At 55.7% G+C, this 18,055-nt stretch carries 23 protein-coding genes and 1 pseudogene; 15 read left to right on the forward strand and 9 right to left on the reverse strand.

Annotated features, from left to right (window positions below; genetic code table 11):
- The first annotated feature begins 38 nt into the window (after positions 1-38).
- The 5 genes from accD to IQ273_RS05425 all read left to right on the forward strand — a co-directional run bounded on the left by accD (position 39) and on the right by IQ273_RS05425 (position 3,496).
- Positions 39-983 (forward strand): acetyl-CoA carboxylase, carboxyltransferase subunit beta, encoded by a 945-nt coding sequence (accD, locus tag IQ273_RS05405; protein ID WP_194022149.1) that lies wholly within the window; start codon positions 39-41, stop codon positions 981-983.
- A gap of 198 nt (positions 984-1,181) precedes the next feature.
- On the forward strand, positions 1,182-1,688 hold the full coding sequence (gene psbV / locus IQ273_RS05410; protein WP_194022150.1) for a photosystem II cytochrome c-550: 507 nt from the start codon (positions 1,182-1,184) through the stop codon (positions 1,686-1,688).
- Positions 1,689-1,901: 213 nt separating this feature from the next.
- Positions 1,902-2,318, forward strand: a complete 417-nt coding sequence (gene petE / locus IQ273_RS05415; protein ID WP_106919696.1) for a plastocyanin — start codon at positions 1,902-1,904, stop codon at positions 2,316-2,318.
- A 180-nt stretch (positions 2,319-2,498) separates the two neighbouring features.
- Positions 2,499-3,020: a GrpB family protein gene (locus tag IQ273_RS05420; protein ID WP_194022151.1), complete on the forward strand. Its 522-nt coding sequence runs from the start codon at positions 2,499-2,501 to the stop codon at positions 3,018-3,020.
- Entirely contained in the window at positions 3,017-3,496 is a 480-nt protein-coding gene (locus IQ273_RS05425) for an OsmC family protein (RefSeq protein ID WP_194022152.1), read from the forward strand. The genes IQ273_RS05420 and IQ273_RS05425 overlap by 4 nt, the downstream gene beginning before the upstream one ends.
- Positions 3,497-3,509: 13 nt before the next feature.
- Here IQ273_RS05425 and IQ273_RS05430 read toward each other — a convergent pair whose 3' ends face one another.
- Both IQ273_RS05430 and IQ273_RS05435 read right to left on the reverse strand, forming a co-directional pair.
- Complete coding sequence (locus IQ273_RS05430) at positions 3,510-4,514, reverse strand: alpha/beta fold hydrolase (RefSeq protein WP_194022153.1); 1,005 nt, start codon at positions 4,512-4,514, stop codon at positions 3,510-3,512.
- An 8-nt stretch (positions 4,515-4,522) separates the two neighbouring features.
- The gene (locus IQ273_RS05435; protein ID WP_194022154.1) at positions 4,523-5,458 is read right to left on the reverse strand and encodes a fatty acid desaturase; all 936 of its coding nucleotides are present in this window, start codon (positions 5,456-5,458) and stop codon (positions 4,523-4,525) included.
- A gap of 246 nt (positions 5,459-5,704) precedes the next feature.
- On the opposite strand from IQ273_RS05435, the gene IQ273_RS05440 reads away from it, so the two are divergent.
- Complete coding sequence (locus tag IQ273_RS05440; protein WP_194022155.1) at positions 5,705-6,427, forward strand: GntR family transcriptional regulator; 723 nt, start codon at positions 5,705-5,707, stop codon at positions 6,425-6,427.
- A gap of 90 nt (positions 6,428-6,517) precedes the next feature.
- Entirely contained in the window at positions 6,518-7,039 is a 522-nt protein-coding gene (locus IQ273_RS05445; protein WP_194022156.1) for an alpha/beta hydrolase, read from the forward strand.
- Between the two features lie 221 nt (positions 7,040-7,260).
- Here the strand turns inward: IQ273_RS05445 and IQ273_RS05450 are convergent, their stop codons facing one another.
- Positions 7,261-7,431, reverse strand: a complete 171-nt coding sequence (locus IQ273_RS05450; RefSeq protein ID WP_194022157.1) for a hypothetical protein — start codon at positions 7,429-7,431, stop codon at positions 7,261-7,263.
- A gap of 342 nt (positions 7,432-7,773) precedes the next feature.
- Here IQ273_RS05450 and gap point away from each other — a divergent pair, with 342 nt between their 5' ends.
- Complete coding sequence (gap, locus tag IQ273_RS05455; RefSeq protein ID WP_194022158.1) at positions 7,774-8,826, forward strand: type I glyceraldehyde-3-phosphate dehydrogenase; 1,053 nt, start codon at positions 7,774-7,776, stop codon at positions 8,824-8,826.
- Positions 8,827-8,989: 163 nt separating this feature from the next.
- Here gap and IQ273_RS05460 read toward each other — a convergent pair whose 3' ends face one another.
- From IQ273_RS05460 to IQ273_RS05475, 4 genes are all read right to left on the reverse strand, one after another.
- Positions 8,990-9,166, reverse strand: a complete 177-nt coding sequence (locus IQ273_RS05460) for a hypothetical protein (protein WP_194022159.1) — start codon at positions 9,164-9,166, stop codon at positions 8,990-8,992.
- 68 nt (positions 9,167-9,234) lie between these two features.
- On the reverse strand, positions 9,235-9,474 hold the full coding sequence (locus tag IQ273_RS05465; RefSeq protein ID WP_194022160.1) for a hypothetical protein: 240 nt from the start codon (positions 9,472-9,474) through the stop codon (positions 9,235-9,237).
- Positions 9,471-9,665, reverse strand: a complete 195-nt coding sequence (locus IQ273_RS05470) for a hypothetical protein (RefSeq protein ID WP_194022161.1) — start codon at positions 9,663-9,665, stop codon at positions 9,471-9,473. The genes IQ273_RS05465 and IQ273_RS05470 overlap by 4 nt, the downstream gene beginning before the upstream one ends.
- A gap of 24 nt (positions 9,666-9,689) precedes the next feature.
- The gene (locus IQ273_RS05475; RefSeq protein ID WP_194022162.1) at positions 9,690-10,451 is read right to left on the reverse strand and encodes a metallophosphoesterase; all 762 of its coding nucleotides are present in this window, start codon (positions 10,449-10,451) and stop codon (positions 9,690-9,692) included.
- Positions 10,452-10,668: 217 nt separating this feature from the next.
- On the opposite strand from IQ273_RS05475, the gene IQ273_RS05480 reads away from it, so the two are divergent.
- A complete protein-coding gene (locus tag IQ273_RS05480; RefSeq protein WP_194022163.1) occupies positions 10,669-11,049 on the forward strand; it encodes a hypothetical protein in 381 nt (126 codons plus the stop codon).
- A 70-nt stretch (positions 11,050-11,119) separates the two neighbouring features.
- On the opposite strand, the gene argC is transcribed toward IQ273_RS05480, so the two are convergent.
- Positions 11,120-12,184 carry an N-acetyl-gamma-glutamyl-phosphate reductase gene (gene argC / locus IQ273_RS05485; RefSeq protein ID WP_194022164.1) on the reverse strand — a complete coding sequence of 355 codons (1,065 nt, stop codon included), beginning with the start codon at positions 12,182-12,184 and terminating at the stop codon, positions 11,120-11,122.
- A gap of 285 nt (positions 12,185-12,469) precedes the next feature.
- Between argC and ribBA the strand changes: the two genes are divergently transcribed.
- The 6 genes and pseudogenes from ribBA (at position 12,470) to IQ273_RS35685 (ending at position 16,348) form a co-directional block, all read left to right on the forward strand.
- A complete protein-coding gene (ribBA, locus tag IQ273_RS05490; RefSeq protein WP_194022170.1) occupies positions 12,470-14,197 on the forward strand; it encodes a bifunctional 3,4-dihydroxy-2-butanone-4-phosphate synthase/GTP cyclohydrolase II in 1,728 nt (575 codons plus the stop codon).
- Positions 14,198-14,279: 82 nt separating this feature from the next.
- Positions 14,280-15,134 (forward strand): CHAT domain-containing protein, encoded by an 855-nt coding sequence (locus IQ273_RS05495; RefSeq protein WP_194022165.1) that lies wholly within the window; start codon positions 14,280-14,282, stop codon positions 15,132-15,134.
- 103 nt (positions 15,135-15,237) lie between these two features.
- Positions 15,238-15,474, forward strand: a pseudogene (locus tag IQ273_RS35680) (type II toxin-antitoxin system Phd/YefM family antitoxin).
- A 47-nt stretch (positions 15,475-15,521) separates the two neighbouring features.
- The gene (locus IQ273_RS33515) at positions 15,522-15,818 is read left to right on the forward strand and encodes a hypothetical protein (RefSeq protein WP_228052392.1); all 297 of its coding nucleotides are present in this window, start codon (positions 15,522-15,524) and stop codon (positions 15,816-15,818) included.
- Positions 15,819-15,863: 45 nt separating this feature from the next.
- Positions 15,864-16,082, forward strand: a complete 219-nt coding sequence (locus IQ273_RS05505; protein WP_194022166.1) for a hypothetical protein — start codon at positions 15,864-15,866, stop codon at positions 16,080-16,082.
- Positions 16,079-16,348 carry a hypothetical protein gene (locus tag IQ273_RS35685; protein ID WP_397197122.1) on the forward strand — a complete coding sequence of 90 codons (270 nt, stop codon included), beginning with the start codon at positions 16,079-16,081 and terminating at the stop codon, positions 16,346-16,348. Before IQ273_RS05505 ends, IQ273_RS35685 begins: the two co-directional genes overlap by 4 nt.
- A 92-nt stretch (positions 16,349-16,440) precedes the next feature.
- Here the strand turns inward: IQ273_RS35685 and IQ273_RS05510 are convergent.
- Positions 16,441-18,055, reverse strand: a 1,615-nt coding sequence (locus tag IQ273_RS05510; RefSeq protein ID WP_194022167.1) for a DUF3536 domain-containing protein, incomplete at its 5' end; no start/stop codon positions are given.

An 18,055-nucleotide genomic window follows, 5' to 3' on the forward strand; every position in this document is an offset into this window, starting at 1 on the left:
ATAGGTTATTCCGTCGCTGTTGAGCTAACGCACTGCCCATGTCTCTGTTTGACTGGTTTGCAAATCGCCGTAAGTCAGGCCCTATTAGCGAAGACCGCCAGGAGCGAGAAATTGCCGATGGCCTATGGACTAAGTGTGAGCACTGCGACGTTCTCACCTACACCAAAGACCTACGCACCAATCAGTGGGTCTGCGGCGAGTGCGGCCATCACCACCGCATCTTTAGCGACGAACGCATTCGCCAGCTTATCGATGCCAACACCTGGCAGGCGCTCGATACCCACATTCAGCCCCAGGATCCGCTTAGTTTTAAAGATCGCAAGGGCTACGGCGATCGCCTGCGCGATACCCAGGCTAAAACCAAGCTGAGCGACGCTGTGCAAACCGGTCTAGGCGAGCTCGACGGCCTACCCGTAGCCCTCGGCGTCATGGATTTTCGTTTTATGGGCGGCAGCATGGGCTCGGTGGTGGGCGAAAAGCTCACCCGTATGATCGAGCGCGGTACCGCCACCGGTCGCCCCGTCATCATTGTCTGCGCCTCGGGGGGAGCCCGAATGCAGGAGGGCATGCTCAGCCTGATGCAAATGGCCAAGATTTCTGGGGCGCTACAGCAGCACCAGGCCGCTAAGCTCCTCTACATGCCGGTGCTCACCCACCCCACGACAGGTGGCGTGACGGCCAGCTTTGCCATGCTGGGCGATATTATTTTGGCTGAGCCCAAAGCTACCATCGGGTTTGCCGGTCGCCGAGTGGTCGAGCAAACCCTGCGCGAAAAACTTCCTGATGACTTTCAGACCGCTGAATACCTGCGCGACCACGGTTTTGTCGACTTAATTGTGCCACGCACCCAGCTCAAACAGCGGCTGGCTCAGCTGATTCAACTGCATCAGCCCGTCGCTGTACCTGCCGCTTTAGATGGTCATGCTTCCTGGAGCAATAGCTTAGAAACCGTAGCGCCAACCCACATTAGCGTCGATTTGTAACGGCAAAACATTGGGAATGGACCCCTTCGGTGGCATGATAGACATTACAAGAATGATTTGATGGGGGAAAACTCCATTGAGTTAACTCTAAATTCAAGGCCAGATGTGGAGGTTTGCCCTAGGACAAACATATCCTCAGATGGACTTGATACAGCTGTGTTGATTTCATACCCAAGCCCTATACATTCGAGGAGAACCATGTTGAAGAGATGCATTTGGCTAGTTGCGGTCGCACTCTTCTTTGTAAGCCACCTGGTCATGGGAGACGCTGTCGCGGCTGAGCTAGATGAAGCTACCCGTACGGTGCCGCTCAATGCCGGAGGCGATACCTATGTGTTGTCACTGGAGCAGATCACTCGTGGTCGTCGCCAGTTTAACTACGCCTGTGGCACCTGCCACGTAGGAGGAATTACCAAGACCAACCCCACCGTTGGCCTTGATCCAGAGACTCTGGCCGGTGCCCTGCCTGCTCGCGACAATATTGAAGCTTTGGTGGCCTACCTGAAAGAGCCGATGACCTACGATGGTCTAACCGATATTTCTCAGGTGCACCCCAGCAAGAAGAGCGCCGATATTTATCCCAAGATGCGTAGTTTGACCGAGGAAGATTTGGTGGCGATCTCAGGTCATATTTTGCTTCAGCCCAAGGTCATTGGCGACATGTGGGGAGCTGGTAAAACCCGCTTCTCTGCTCCTCAGGTCTAGGGAAAGTTTGGTAGCTTGGGAGCTGAGCCAGTGTTTGATGGGTTACGTCTAGGTTAACTACGATTTCTGCTAGCAGTGCTTCGTAGGTCGCCCACGACGGCAATTACCCCAGGGTCAAAGCTCCAAGTTACCGCGCAAAGCAGGTAATATGCGATAGGAAGGCTGTTTAACAGCCCCCTGATTGAACTGGAGATACGAGTTTTAGAGGTAGATATGCAACGTGTATTTCGCGCCGCCCAGCGTTTGGGTCTAGTTATTTTGTCTGCTCTGCTAGTGGTGGGTACGCTTACCCTAGCCTCTGCACCCGCTGCAGCCACCAATTACGATGTCAAAATGGGTTCTGATGCGGGTCTACTCGTATTCGAACCCAGCACTGTCACCGTTTCGCCTGGCGATACTGTGACCTGGGTGAACAACAAAATGGCCCCCCACAACGTCGTGTTTGATGCCGCTAACGTGCCTGGCGACAAGGCCCTGGCCGACAGCATCTCCCACACTCAGCTGACCTTTGCCCCCGGCGAAAACTACTCCACCACCTTTACCAGCGACATGCCTGCTGGTACCTACACCTACTACTGCGCTCCCCACCGTGGAGCTGGCATGGTAGCTAAGGTGATTTTGGAGAAGTAAGCAAATTCTGGGCCTGAACGGCCTAGCGTTTCTGGATCAAGTCTAATTAGCTAAGAAGAGCGTCTTTCGAGGCGCTCTTTTTTGGTTTGAAGGTCGCTTTTCTTGCCACGATGGTCAAAGATCAGCCCCTAAGGGCGATCGCGTATAGTTTTCCTAGCGCTGTAGTTTGCTGCGATCGCCATGAGACAGGTTCAGGTTCATCCCCCCAACTATCAGTGGGTTAGAGACTTTGAAGCCGAAGCCGCCCAGGTTGCCCTGGCTTTGGGCGACAGTGTGGTGCACATTCACCATATCGGCAGTACCGCCATTGCCAATATCTATGCCAAACCCGTGATCGATCTGCTAGTGGAGGTCAACGACATCGACATGGTCGATGGTTACAGTGCCGCGATGGTCGCTTTGGGCTACGAGGTGATGGGCGAGTTTGGCCTGCCGGGGCGACGCTACTTTCGCAAAGACAGTGCCGAGGGCGACCGAACCCATCACGTCCACACCTTTCAAACGGGTTCCTTCGAAATCGTTCGCCACCTGGCCTTTCGCGACTTTATGATCGCTCATCCCGACTGCGCCCAGCAGTACAGCAACCTCAAACGCGCCCTGGCAGCACAGTATCCTGAAGACATCGACGGCTACATGGATGGCAAAGACGAATTTGTCAAAGCTATGGAGCAACGGGCACTGCAGTGGCGAGGAACAGTATGAGCCAATCTAAACACCACCTCTACCGAGTAGAGGTGCACTGGACCGGTAATAACGGCCAGGGCACCGAGAGCTACCGCGCCTACGATCGCGCCCACCGCATTAGCGTTGAGGGCAAACCTCCGATCGAAGCCTCGGCTGACCCGGCCTTTCGCGGCGATAAAACCAAGTACAATCCAGAAGAAATGTTGGTTGCGTCTCTATCGAGCTGCCATATGCTCTGGTACCTGCACCTGTGCGCTGAGGCCAAGGTCGTAGTCACTGGTTATGTCGACTATCCCATCGGTACGATGATTGAAACGGAGGGCGGCAGCGGACAGTTTTCTAAGGTTTTGCTGCGCCCTGTCGTCACCCTGGCATCTCAAAGCAATGCAGAGTTGGCAACACAGCTCCATGCGCAGGCCCATCAAAAGTGCTTTGTCGCCAACTCGGTCAACTTTCCGGTGCAGTGTGAGTCGACCATTCAGCTCGAACCCTAATTTCGAGTTCGGGTTATTGACTGAGCAGGGCTGCGATCGCCCCTTTGATAAAGGCCTCATCCTCCGGGTTTTGGTAGGGGTTGCCCGCCCGGTGCCCCCAGATTGACGGAATCGCCCAAAACTTAGCGTTGGGAATCAGGGCTGCTTCGGCTTCGCAATCTTCAGGGGTGAAGTAGAGGTCGGTGGTGGCGGGCATCACCAGTGTTTGAGCCGTAATCGCCGCCATCGCCTGCAGGTAGTTCCCGTTGTACACCGGGTTGGCCCCCACGTCGCAGCGTAGCCAGGTGTCGATCATGGCCAGCAGGTTGTGGGGATCGCGCTTGCGATAGCCCGCCTCCCAGCCGCGCAAAATATAGTCTTCGAGCGAGTCGTAGCCCCAGGCTAGGTAGGGTTTGGCCCGGTAGTAGGCCTGCGATGCCGCCCAGCCGGCATAGATTTGGGCAAAGGTGTGAAAGCCGCGATCGGGCGTACCTTCAAAGCGATCGCCATTCCAGGTCGGGTCGCTGGTGAGGGCGGCCCGCAGGCTATAGAGAAAGAGTTTGTTGTGGTCGGTGGTTTTGGCGGTACCGCAGAGGGCCGCCAGACGCTTTACGCGATCGGGATACAGCGCAGCCCAGTGGTAGCCCTGCTGCGCCCCCATTGACCAGCCGTAGACTAGGGCGAGTTGGTCGATCTCGAGCGCGTTGATCAGCGCGACCTGAGCCCGCACATTGTCGTAGTGGGTGAAGTAGATACCGGGACCGACTACGGCGGGATCGTTGCTGGGCGAGGTCGAAAGACCATTGCCAAACATATTCACCATCACCACGCACCAGCGGCTGGGGTCGAGAATACCGCCGGGGCGCACCAGCCAGTCAACATCGGTGTGCTGCGCTCCGTAGGAGGTGGGGTAGAGCATGGCGTTAGTGCGATCGCCGTTTAGCTCGCCATAGACCTGGTACACGACTTCCGCCTCGGGGAGAACGGTCCCACACTGTAGCGGGAAGTCCTTCAGCACAAACTGCTTTGGTGTCGCCATGTCCATTCCTAGCTAAAGTCGGCCACAATGCCGCGATTTACCCGCACGTAGCCTGGATCAATGTGCTCAAAGTAGGGCTTAAGCTGCCCGTGGGCCATCGGCAGCGCCTGAAACGGAATCGACGGATACAGGTGGTGCTCGGCATGGAACGGCATGTTCCACATCAGCCAGCGCAGGGGCCAGAGGGTGAGCGTGGTGCGAGTGTTAATCAACGGGTTTTCGTCGTTGGGACAGCCAGTGTGCTCGGCCAGCAGCACAAACCGCAGCAGTGGCTGACCGACCGCCAGCGGCAGCACCCAGTAGGTGAACAAAAACCAAGGGTTGCCGAGCACAGTAGAGACCGCAATGACCGCAGCATAGGTCAAAAGCTGCAGACGCAGCGATCGCACCAGCCCGGCATGGCAGCTTTCGGGCAGATAATACATGCCCTCTAGCTGACCCAGCGCCACCTTACCGTGGCAGCGCACTTTACCGATCCACCAGGGAATACCGCTGAGCTGCCAAACATAATTGCCCAGGCTGTGGGGCTTGGGGTCGTCTAGCTCAGGGTCTTTGCCTGGAATTTGGGTATAGCGGTGGTGCCACTTGTGGTAGCGCCGGTAAAAGGTGCTGTTATAAAACGACAGCAGCCCCGCCAGCCAGGCCGCGCCATCGTTGAGGCGGGGGTTGGCAAAGGCGGTGCGGTGGCAGCACTCGTGCATGGGGCAAAACATGAGCGCCAGGCTAGCCCCGCAAATGACCAGGGCAGGCAGCGCTACCACTAGCGGCGCGGTAGCCCACAGGTAGCCGCTGATGGCCGTCACCCCCAAATGGCCCAAAAACTGAACCGCCCCGGCCCAGTTCGATCGCTGGTTGAGGGTGGTCAAAGCGTCGGCGGACAAGACCTGGCGAGGTTGAACAGGCAGCGAGCCGAGTTTGGCAGCAGGTGTAGTATTCGTAAGCATGGTTAACGTTTTGGTAGAAAATGCCTTGGCAACATCAGATAATGAGAACGGGAAGCAGCCTGTCTGGGTACTTTCCCAGGCTTAGTTCACCTTTCCCATAACGACCTGCTGACTCAAGCGGCCAGCATAGCGACCCTCAGATAGTTGGTCACAACCAACTTGTTATAACAAGTGAGCTTAGCACATTATTTAGGGTGGTCAAGCTGCATTTGAGCATGCCCACCGCCTATTGATGGTTTCCTGACTATGTCTCCTCCGCTTCACATCAGCATTTCGGAAAAGCTGCGCCACCAGATTGAGTCGGGGGTGTACACCTCGGGCGATCGCTTGCCCAGCGAGCACCAGCTGATGGAAACCTTCAGCGTTAGCCGTATTACCGCTCGTCAGGCCGTGGCCAACCTGGTCAGCCAGGGGCTGGCGATCGCCTACCGGGGCAAAGGCGTCTTTGTCACACCTCAAAAGAAAGTCACCTATTCACTCTCCAGTCCGTTGGTGTTTTTAGAACAAGATATGGCCCGCCAGGGCATCGCCTTTTCCTTTGAAAATCTGGTGTTTGAGCCTGCCGCTGCCCCCAGCGATGCAGCGGCGGCCCTGGGCATTCCAAAAGCGTCACCCGTCTATGTACAAAAAAAACTCTTTCGCATGGATGGGGCAGCTGGGGCCGTAGATTTGACCTACCTAATTGCCGACCTGGGAGACCGCTTTGCACCGCTGCTAGAACACCAAATGACCTTTCCCATCCTGGCTCAAAACGGTATACCCATCGATTGTTTAGATGCGGTGATTGAGTGCACCCACGCCGACTACGACCTCAGCGGCTACTTAGAAGTGCCCCTAGGCCACGCCCTAATGGTTTATCGCTACACAGCCTACAGCAGCGATCAGCAGCCAGTTCTACACGGGGCCACCATTTCGCGGGCCGATCGCTTTTGTTACTCCCTTAGCACCCGCGCTGGGGCCAGCGCTTGACACCTTTATGACATCGTTATACTGACTACATACGGGTCGCAACATTAGGCAACAGCCGCTCGTCAGGAGATTAGTCGGTAGGAGATCGCAATGCAACGGCGAATAGTTACAGCCATCGCTTTGGTTAGTCTGGGGCTAAGTACCCTGGCTGCCCGCCCAGGGCTCGCCGCCGAACGGGTGCGGCTCAACTATCGAGGGTTTAGCCGCACTGTACCCGTCGCCCTGCTCGAATTGTTGGCCAATACGGGTGAATCAACCGGCGTGTTGGGTGGGTTGCTTAACCAGGCTGGGCAAAATCCGGGCGAACTGCGATCGCTGCTCACTCGTCCCCTGGCTGCCGACCCCGTCATCCTCGATCGCTCCCTCAACAGCCGTCCTGGCGAGTGGGTGCTCGACTACCTAGGCCAGTCGATCCATACGGGTGCGGGCGAGGCCGATCGACAAGCGCTGCGATCGGCCCTGGTACTTTCGGCCAGCGATGACCAGCAGATTACCCTGCTTGAACTCCTGCAAAACTATCCCACCGAAGAAGTAGTGCTAGAAGGCGACAACATTCAGGCAGCCTACAATCGCCTAGCCAGCTTTCTACGCCCTCTCTCGATTTTTCTCTAGTACTCAAAGGCTGAAATACTCGAAGTCTGAAATAAGTCCACTATTCCGGCTCGCTTGGCTCCCTAGCTCCCCTGCTCCCTCGCGATTGGCAATAGTCGCCACACTTATGCCGCTGTCTATTAGTCCGCTCTTTCGCGAGTCTGCTGTGGCAAACATCAGCTTGGCTTAACCCCCCTTTCTCTCTGGCGCTCTAGATGGCCCACTTGCCAACTACTACAGCGTCAGCGATCCATCAGAGAAATTGCCACCATGCCTACTACAACCGTCACCAGCAGAAGCGTTAGCGGCTCTAGCTTAAATCCTGCATCTTTATCTTTACTCGGCTTGCTTGTCGCGTAAAAAAACGCAAAAAACACCAGCAATATCACAACCAGATCGAGGCCAGTAAACATCGTGCTTTCTCCCGTGGCCGCCTGGAACTATAGGTAAAGTCAATTACTGCCATAACTACGCGTACCTATAGATTGTAGGCATAGCGACAGTTATTTTTTGCAGACACCTATCTACCTGAATATTTTAATCCTTTTCGTCAAAACTCAACTCTGAAATAAAAGCGTAGATCTTGCACCTGCCCCATTTTTTACCCATAGCATTTTTCAGTGGGGAGTGACGACTATTTTCAGGGCTAGGCATGGCTAACTCAGGAGTCAACCAATGGCCCATCTTGAAGAGAGAATAGACTGTGCCAATCGCAGTCTATTGCACGGCAAACCTACAAATAAGGAACTCTGATCATGACAACCTTAAAAGTTGGTATCAACGGCTTTGGCCGCATTGGTCGCCTGGTACTGCGCGGCGGCATCAAGAACCATAACATTGAATTTGTCGGCATTAATGACCTGGTGCCACCCGAAAACCTCGCCTACCTGCTCAAGTACGACTCTACCCACGGCCGCTTTGACGGCACTGTCGAAGCCGTTGAAGATGGTATTGTGGTCGACGGCAAAAAAATCCCTTGTATGGCCGAGCGCAACCCCACAGATCTGCCCTGGGGCGATCTCGGTGCTGACTACGTGGTCGAATCTACTGGCCTTTTCACCACCTTCGATACCGCTCACCAGCACATTGATGCCGGGGCCAAGCGGGTGATTCTTTCTGCCCCGACCAAAGACCCCGACAAAGTACGCACCTTTGTGGTCGGCGTTAACCACGAAACCTTTAACCCCGCTAGCGACATCATTGTGTCGAATGCTAGCTGCACCACGAACTGCCTTGCCCCCGTCGCGAAAGTCATTAACGATTCCTTTGGCCTGGCCGACGGGCTAATGACCACCGTCCACGCCGCCACCGCTACTCAACCCACCGTTGATGGCCCTTCCAAGAAAGACTTTCGCGGCGGGCGCGGCGCTAGCCAAAACATCATCCCCGCCTCGACTGGGGCGGCCAAGGCCGTTACCCTAGTGCTGCCCGAGCTAAAAGGCAAACTCACGGGCATGGCCTTTCGCGTACCCACGCCCAACGTATCGGTGGTCGATCTCACCTTTAGAACCGAGCAGGCTACCAGCTACGAGGCCATCTGTGCGGCTGTCAAAGCCGCTGCGAATGGCCCCATGCAAGGTGTGTTGGCCTACACCGAAGATGATGTGGTTTCCAGCGACTTCATCACCGACCCCCACTCCAGCACCTTTGATGCCGGGGCAGGCATTGGTCTTAACGAGAATTTCTTTAAGGTCGTCGCCTGGTACGACAACGAGTGGGGCTACTCGATGCGAGTGGTTGACCTGATGCTCTACATGGCGCAAAAGGAAGGCATTCTCTCAGGCATCAAGATTCCGGCCACGGTATAGGGATGTAGATCCAGACCCCTGGGTTTGTCAAAAACCCAGGGGTCTTTTCACGCGATCGCCTTCCCTAGTCGGAATGGCGACATTCAATTGCATCGGGCTGCGATCGCATGACATCCCTATGCAATCGAGAAACCATCCGCTGCAATCGCATAACAGGCTCATGTCATTGAGAAACGGGCTGATGCGATCGCATAACATCCCACTGCAATTGAGTAACCAGGCGATGCAATTGAGAAACCACCTGATGCGATCGCATGACACCCGGCTGCAATTGAATAATACGGCGATGCGATCGAGGAACTGAGCCACGTCCCTGAGTAACGCCCAGCCTACCCATCACAGTTGATTCAGGCTTTAATGGGGGCAGCCCGCGCCGAGAGTCATGCCCAAAATTTTTATCTCCTACCGTCAATCATCGGGCTGGTCTTCTGTAAATTGCTCGATCGCATTGACCAACCCCTCAGAATAGGGTTCTAAGACCGTTGCGCAAACCTGTAAGTCGGCTAGGGCTAGGGCAAACTCATCCGACTCCGAGTGACTGGTTTCTAAGACCTGAATGGCCAGCAAAGCCTTCTCAAGCTGAGGGCGATATTCTCCTAAATGGCGCTTAAGCCTGGCTAAAGACAGGTCAGAGACTGCTTGAGTCATAGGTTGAGCCTCCTTTCGAGCTTGGTAATTTGCTGTCGGCAGTTTGCTACAGTCTTTTCCCAGTGGGCAATAAGTCCTTGGTCTTGTTGGCGTTCTGGTTTCTCACGTTCTTTGGCAATTGTGGCTAAATGCTCTGCTAGTGCTTGCTTTTGCCCCTCTAGCTGTCTGCGATAAAGCTTGTTTTTACCCACGAGTTAGTTTCCTGCCAGGCTCCCCTAATACGCGGCGCGGGTGGCCAGATCGCGGGGGCGTTTTTTGATCATTGTGGGGTCGAGGTGGGTGATCGCCTCGGCGCACGATCGCACCCGTTCGATCGGCTCAAACACATTTACCTGATAGACTATCTGATTATCCCAGTCGAGGGCGGTAAGCCAGCCGCTGCGGGGGTGGTACACGCCAGTATCGATATCGAGCCAGCCACGCCCGGCGACAATTTGGCCGGGGTCTACGCCGGGGAAGGTGAAGGTAATGGTGTGCCCGGTGATGATCAGCTTGTCGGAGAAAAAGGGCGTCAGGCTGCTGTGGAAGGTTTCGCGAATCCAGCACATTTCATAGCTGCTTTGCTCAGCCACGGGCAGCATGGGGTTGACTCCGGCGTGCACCAGCCACAGATCGCCCAGGTCGATATAGAGGGGCAGCTGGCGCAGCCATTCGAGGTGGTCTTCGAGGGTAGCGGCGGAGCCGTGGTAGCTGGTGAGAGTGGCCTGACCGCCGCTAAAAATCCAGCCCTGGAGGGTGGGGGGGTTGATTTTGCCGTCGACAAAGGTATCGAGAATCAGCTGCTCGTGGTTGCCCCGCACGCAGTTAGTAGCGTGGCGGCGCACAAAGTCGACTACGTCAGCACTCTTGGGGCCGCGATCGATTAAATCGCCGACGCAGTAAATTTCATCGTCGGCATCGGGCGCGATCGCATCCCACAGCCGCTGTAGGCCGTCGTAGTGACCGTGAATATCGCCAATAAAAATTCTTCGGGGCATGGGGCAGGGACTCCGTTGCTTTCATTATGCCTTAACCCCAAACTCAACTATCAAGTTTCCGTAATGCTCACCTGGATGAAGACCCATTGAAGATGTATATTGTGACTCGATCGCAAGCTGTGTTTTCCCTTAGAAAAACCACCCACATTGGGCGCTGGATCAGGTTTATTCTCATTATTCTCAGGCATAATAAAGGCCAGCTTAGAGTTCCTATCCTATGAGTCGTTCGACTTCGCGCCGTCCGCTGCCGATGTCTTCTTCTACGCGCCCATCTGTTCGGCGGCGGCAGCGACGGGCCGAGCCTTGGCGTCGGCTAGCGCGTCATACCCTTGCGTTGGAGGTTAGCGCGCGGTTAGGGGTCAATGTATTTTTAGCCCTGGTGGCTGGAGTATCGCTGGGGCGTCTGGTGCCCTACCTGCAAGTTCAGGTGCAGCAACTTGAGACTGCCCGTGCCGAATTAGCCCAAGCAGAAGCAGCTAATACTCGCCTACGGGCCGACTTTGATCGCCACTTTGACCCAGCCCAGGCAGGGCGGATAATTCAAGAACAAACGGGGTACCGCAGCCGTTCAGAGCGGCAGGTGGTGTGGACGGACTGAGCCAAACGTGAATGGGTGGGTAACTCTCGCTACTCACCCATTCATATTGAACTGACTCACCTAGTAGCGACTACGGATAGAACGCCGTTGTCGGTAAGCCAAGCCCCTCTTCCAGGCCCATCATCAGGTTGAAGCACTGCACTGCTTGAGAGGCTTGGCCTTTCATCAGATTGTCGATCGCAGACATGACAATTACCCGCCCGGTGCGGGGGTCGGTTTCGAGACCGATAAAGCAGCGGTTGGTTCCCCAGGCCCACTTGGTTTGCGGGTAGGTACCGTTGGGCAGCACCGTTACCCAAGGGGATGCTCGGTAAAAGGCAGTGTAGATGGTGAGCAGGTCGTCGCGCACCAGGCCAGGGTCGCGCAGGGTGGCGTAAATAGTGGCCAAAATGCCCCGAACCATAGGGATCAGGTGAGGGGTAAATTGCACGGTGACCTCGTGATGAGCCAGATGGGTGCAAATTTGCTCAATTTCTGGGGTATGGCGGTGGCGGGTAACGCCGTAGGCCCCTAGAGAGTTGCTGGCTTCAGCCAAAAGCATGCCGGTTTTGGCCACCCGCCCACCGCCGGAAGTGCCCGACTTGGCGTCGATGATCAGGCTCTCGGGCTGAGCTAGCCCCTGCTTGAGCAGGGGCGCAATGCCGAGCAGGCTAGCGGTGGGGTAGCAGCCGGGGCAGCCCACTAAGCGGGCGTCACGAATGCGATCGCGGAACAGCTCGGGTAGGCCATAGACTGCTTCGGCAGCGGTGACTTGATCGGCGCGATCGCCCCCGTACCACGACTGATAGGTATTCAAATTCTCAAAGCGGTAGTCGGCCGACAGATCGAGCACCTTGCAGCCCTGTTCAAGTAGGATGGGGGCCATCGTGTGGGCCAACCCATTGGGCAGTGATAGAAAAACGGCCTGACAACGCTGGGCGATCGCGCTCAAATCCACCGCCTCTACCGTCAGATTTACCGAACCCGCCAGGTGAGGGTAAATATCGGTGTAAGGCTGCCCAGCGCTGCTGTCGCCGCCCAGGTACACCAGCTCTACCTCAGGGTGCTGAGTCAGCAGCCGCACCAGCTGCACCCCTCCGTAACCCGATGCCCCGACAATGCCGACCGTAATTTTTCCTGCTGGTGACTCGCTCATGGTTCTAGGATTGGCTAGGTGGCCGGGTAGGAAGGGCTAGGGCGGTAGCCGACGACGTCAGCACTACCGCTTTAGATAAGCACTGTAATAGTAAACCAGTAATCTCAGATCAACATGGTGGCTTGAGATGCTGTGAGCAGCATTGTTAATGGCCTCAATAATTTCTCTAATCTGGCCCTGGGTGCGATTGCCCGGCAAGTGAAGCTGAAGCGGTAAAGCTAGAATTTTAAGAGTGAACGTACTTTATTGAAGGCTAGCCCTACCGTGCTTGACTCAACCTCGGAGATGCCCGAAGCCGTAAGCCAGCCCGCTTCTGAATTTCAGTTTGACTCCATTGAGTCGGCCCTCCACGATCTGGCCGCCGGGAAGTCAATTGTGGTGGTCGACGACGAGAACCGCGAGAATGAAGGCGATGTGATCTGCGCCGCCCAGTTTGCCACCCCCGACATCATCAACTTTATGGCGGTAGAAGCACGGGGGCTGATCTGCCTGGCCATGACGGGCGATCGCCTCGACGAGCTAGACCTGCCGCTGATGGTCAGCCCTAGCGCCTTTGAAGACGAAAACGAGCAGACCGCCTTCACCGTCAGCATCGACGCCGCCCTGAGCTGGGGCGTCACCACCGGCATTTCCGCCGACGATCGCGCCCGCACCATTCAAGTGGCCATCAACCCCAACGCTCGCCCTCAAGACCTGCGTCGCCCCGGCCACATCTTTCCGCTGCGAGCCAAAGACGGCGGCGTGCTCAAGCGAGCGGGCCACACCGAGGCCGGGGTCGATCTGGCCCGACTAGCCGGACTGTACCCGGCGGGGGTAATCTGCGAAATCCAAAACCCTGATGGCTCGATGGCGCGGCTGCCCGAACTGGTCGACTACGCCAAAACCTTTGGCCTCAAGCTGATCAGCATTGCCGATTTGATCAGCTACCGCCTACAGCACGAGCGCTTTGTGCAGCGCGAGGCCGTGGCCACTATGCCTACCCAGTTTGGCGACTTTGCCATCTATGCCTACCGCAACCTGCTCGATGGCTCAGAGCACGTGGCTATGGTCAAAGGCGACCCCGCCACCTTCGCCGACCAGCCGGTAATGGTGCGCGTCCACTCCGAATGCCTGACCGGCGATGCCTTTGGCTCGCTGCGCTGCGACTGCCGCATGCAGCTCCAGGCGGCGCTCAAAATGATTGATGCTGCCGGGCGCGGCGTGGTGGTCTACCTGCGCCAGGAGGGGCGCGGCATTGGCCTAGTGAACAAGCTCAAGGCCTACTCGCTGCAAGACATGGGCCTCGACACGGTAGAAGCCAACGAAAAGCTGGGCCTGCCTGTAGACCAGCGCAATTACGGCGTGGGAGCGCAAATTCTCAACGACATCGGCGTGCAGAAATTTTGCCTGATTACCAACAACCCCCGCAAAATCGCGGGCATCAAGGGCTACGGCCTGGAAATGGTCAATAGGGTGCCGTTGATTATCGAGGCTACTCCCTACAACTCAGCCTATCTGGCCACCAAGGCCCAAAAGTTGGGCCATCTGCTGATGCACACCTACCTGGTAACGGTGGCGATTCACTGGCACAGCGGCAATCTAACGGTGCAAGACCGCTACCAAAAGCTAGAGCAACTGCGCGGACTGGCCCAGTCGCTGGGGCTGATGCTGCAAGAGGAGGCCCGCCCGGTGGCGGCGGCCCTGTTTAGCCAGCCCGATATTATTGTCAATTTGGGTTTAGAAGGGGTAACAGAAGCTGGAGCCGAAACCTGGTATCGCGATTGTAATGAGCCGAAGATAAAGGCGATCGCAACCCTGCTCGACAAACTCGCCGCCTGGCCCGACGTCGATCAGCTAGCGTTCCTAATCTCCGGCGGCAGCGACCCCTTCAGCGGCCTACAGGTAAAACTCGATCGCCAGGTATTCCAGCGCGACGGGGTGCCCACCGCCGAAACCGTCAAACCCTCCGACCTCTGCGGCAGCCTAGAAAGCCAACGCATTTACGTCTTCTCCAGCCACCTTCCAGCAGATTAATGAAGTGCAGCTTCATTTTGAATTCATATGGATAGTTTCCATGTAACCCACTTAGGAACCAGCTGTTATTCGAGAATCATTTGTGAAGAAGAAGTCTAAGATCCTCATTGTTGCGGCGAACCCGAAGGACACAAGCCGTTTGCGGCTTGATGAGGAAGTGCGGGAAATCGAGCAAGCCCTTCACCGTTCATCCCGTCGAGCTGTATTCGCTCTAAAAGCAATATGGGCACCGCGCTCAAGAGATCTTCGACGGGCTCTACTTGATGAGCAACCACAAATCGTTCACTTTAGCGGTCACGGTGATGTGAATGGGCTAGTACTGGAAAATGCTATCGGTGATGCCGTTGTCGTTCCTCCTGAAGCGTTAAGGGATCTATTCAATCTTTTCAGCGATAGTCTTGGGTGTGTCCTACTGAACGCCTGTTACTCAAAGATCCAAGCTGCCGCCCTCGCAACAAGAATTTCGCACGTAATTGGTATGAACGAGGAAATCGCCGACGGCAGTGCTATTGAGTTCGCAGTCGGTTTTTACGATGCGCTTAGTGCCGGACGGCCAGTGGAACAGGCCTTTCAATTTGGTTGTAATGCAATTGACTTACTTGGTCGGCCTAATAAGCCTCAACCAATTATTATCTCGAGATCCGATATCCAACCAACTGGCGATGTCTTACTAAGTGCCAACCATATTTATCGTTTTAGGGCTGAGTGCCAACCGGACGTAGATAATCTACGGAGCCTTCTTAGTAGAGGCTTCGACAAAATCACTATCATCAACTCTCCGCCCTTTCCTGATGTAGAGGTAGAGCTAGAAACCGAACTCTCACTTGAGGAACTTCGGGCTGTTATGCGACGAGTCGTAGATGGTCACGTTATGGTGCAAACGGTTGCTCTACGAGATGAGTATACGGGGGAACGTGATTACGACCTCGTTACTTAAGCAGGCGATCACCCGGTTACAGACTTTGCCCGAGATTAAGCAAAATGCGATCTTTCCTTTCCTCTAACTTATTTTATCCATCACTATATATTGAAAGAAAACGATGCTAAACATAACAATTGATGAGATTCAGCGCGATCCGCTCAAATATCTTCGCTAAGTAGAGGCAGGTGAGACGCTTGTTATCTTTAGGGCTGATCAGGCGATCGCAGAACTCAAGCCTATTGACAAAGAAAAACAACTACCACCATTTGGCTTGTGTGCTGGTGATTTTACTGTTCCAGCAGGTTTTGATACGCCTCTACCTGAAGATCTGCTAAGCGCATTTGAGGAAAAATAAAGATTCTGCTAAATACTCATATTAAGGATAGAGAGGTTCAAAGGATTATGTCTAATTTAGAGCAAATTGAAGCGGCTATCCTTTCGTTGCCATCAAACGAGTTTGAAAGGCTAAAACTTTGGCTTCTTGTCCTAGATTATGACCGCTGGGATGAACAGCTAGAGCAGGACGTTGCAGACGGTAAATTAGATGCGCTAGCTCAGGAGGCGATCGCAGAACTCAACCCCACCACTAAAGAAAAACAACTGCGACCATTTGGTTTGTGTGCGAGAGAATTCACTGTCCCGGCTGATTTTGACGCACCTTTACCCGACGATCTCCTGAGCGCATTCGAGGGCAAATGATGATAATGGAATTAGAACACTTGGATACCAAAAGTGAGGACAGCGATGACTGAGTTACTTGAGCAGGCGATCGCACGGTTGCAGACTTTGCCTGAAAGTGAGCAAAATGCGATCGCGTCCATCATCCTGGAAGAAATTGAAGAAGAGCGGAGTTGGGATGAGTCATTTTCCCGCTCATCAGATTTATTGGCCAAACTCGCTGCCTCAGCAATGGCTGAGCATTATGCAGGGGAGACTGAAGAACTGGATCCAGATAAGCTGTGAAATCCCGTACTACGATACAGTTCCGTAAATTGTTTGCTAATTTGCCAAACCAGGTTCAACAGCAGACTCGTTCAGCTTATCGCCATTTCCAGAAAGACCCCAGTTACCCAAGTTTGCGTTTCAAGAAGGTACATCCAGATCTGCCGATTTACTCTGCTCGCATCAACAAGAACTATCGAGTCGTAGGGCAGTTAGAAGGAGATACCGTGATCTGGTTTTGGGTAGGCTCGCACGCGGAGTACGATAGGTTGCTAGGGCAGATGTAGCAGCCTAAACCCTGTGGTGCGTTGGGCGATCGCCACAACACACCCTACAAGCTTATTTGATTGAAGCTACCCAATTACTAACGTTGGTCCTTTTAGACGGGCCGACCGGGATCAAGGTGATCCAACGCCTTCAGCACCGCGCCCACATCCATCGACAGGTATTCGCCGAGGCGTAGGATGTCGTTGACTTGGGCGCGGCTGTCGGGGCCGAGGGCCTTTTTGGAGACAGCGGCCTGTTTTAGCAAGGCGAAGACCTGGCGGTTGAGGTGCTGGTAATACAGCTCTTGGGGGTGTTCTAGTGAGAGACCCAGAGAGAGCTGCTGGCCCAGATTCACCAGCCGCCCGAGCCAATCCACATCGGCGGCGAGGGATTCGGTGGGTGCTTGGTTGAGGATTTGCCACACCGATCGCCCGACCAGACGCTCCAGCATGGGCTTGGCCGCCGCTAGCGATAGGGATGCATTGCAGGTGCTGGCTTCGGTGGCGATCGCCTCAAGCTCATTCAAGTAGTCTTCGCCCTGGCGCAAGGGGCTAGCGGTGGGGTCGCTGGTTTCGCGTTCCAAAGATTGCAGCACCTCCATGGCCCGGTGGCTGAGGGCGATATCAGCGGCGACCTGTAGCTCTTTGGGTACGGGCAACCCGTCGCGGTGAAAGGCGCGCAGCACGCCGTAGTTGTCGCGGTAGACCTGAGCGTAGAGCTGGTCGAGGCGCAGCAGGGTGTCTTGGGAGAGCAGGCCCATCATACGGTGGCGCTCTTCGGCAAACAGGTCTTGCAGGCCGTAGGTGTGGGGCCCAAAGGCGCTGTTGATGGCGAGAATCACCTGGGCGGCGCTGGCCTGACTCAGACTGTCAAAGACTGCTGCTTTGGCGCGGGTGTAGGCGAGGCGCGATCGCATCGTGCTGATCCCGCAGTGGAAGTCCCAACCGCCCAGGTGCACTACCGCAAAGGCGAGGCTAATGCTCTCGCGGGTAATGGTGGAGGTGATTTCGACCTGGCCAACGGCGAGCGACATTGGCCCCATACGCTGGCGGCGGTAGTCGTGCTGCTTGACGGTGTAGCAGTAGACCGTCTGCTCGCGGTGGTAGTCGGTAAATAGCGATCCCATAGCATAGTGGGCCACCACCTGCTCCAGCGAAATGCGGGAGGGTTTGACCAGCGCCTCATAGACGCCAGCCCCGGTCGCAAATTCACTGATGTTGCTGGGCGCGTGAAGCAGCCGCTTGACAAACTCCGGCTCCAGGGCGATCCCCGCCACTTCCCCGGCCAGCTCGATGGCGCGGGCGGCATAGCGCAGAATTTGGGTGCCTTCGGGGCGAGAGAGTTCTTCAAAAAACCAGCCGCAGCTGGTGTACATGAACAGGGCGTGGCGCTGCATTTCGAGCAGCTGCAGGGCGGTGACCCGCTCCACGGCTGAGAGCTTACGGGTTTGGTGAGTCTTAAAGAAAGCGTTGAGACTCTCAGGGCTGCGATCGCCCATCACGGCCACATAGGCATCTCGCGCCGCCCAGGGATCGCGCAGCAGGGCCGCTCCGTGCTCTTCGTACACGCTCGCCAGTTCGTCGCGCAGCCAGTTGAGGCTGTCGCGCAGGGGTCGCCGCCACTGTTGGTTCCACACCCCGCCGCCGCCACAGCCGCAGTCATCCTGCCAGCGATCGACGCCGTGGGAGCAGCTCCAGGCGGTGACGGGCTTGAGTTCGGCTTCCCAC

The sequence above is a fragment of the Nodosilinea sp. LEGE 07298 genome, from assembly GCF_015207265.1.
In the GTDB taxonomy this organism is placed as follows: Bacteria; Cyanobacteriota; Cyanobacteriia; order Phormidesmidales; family Phormidesmidaceae; genus Nodosilinea.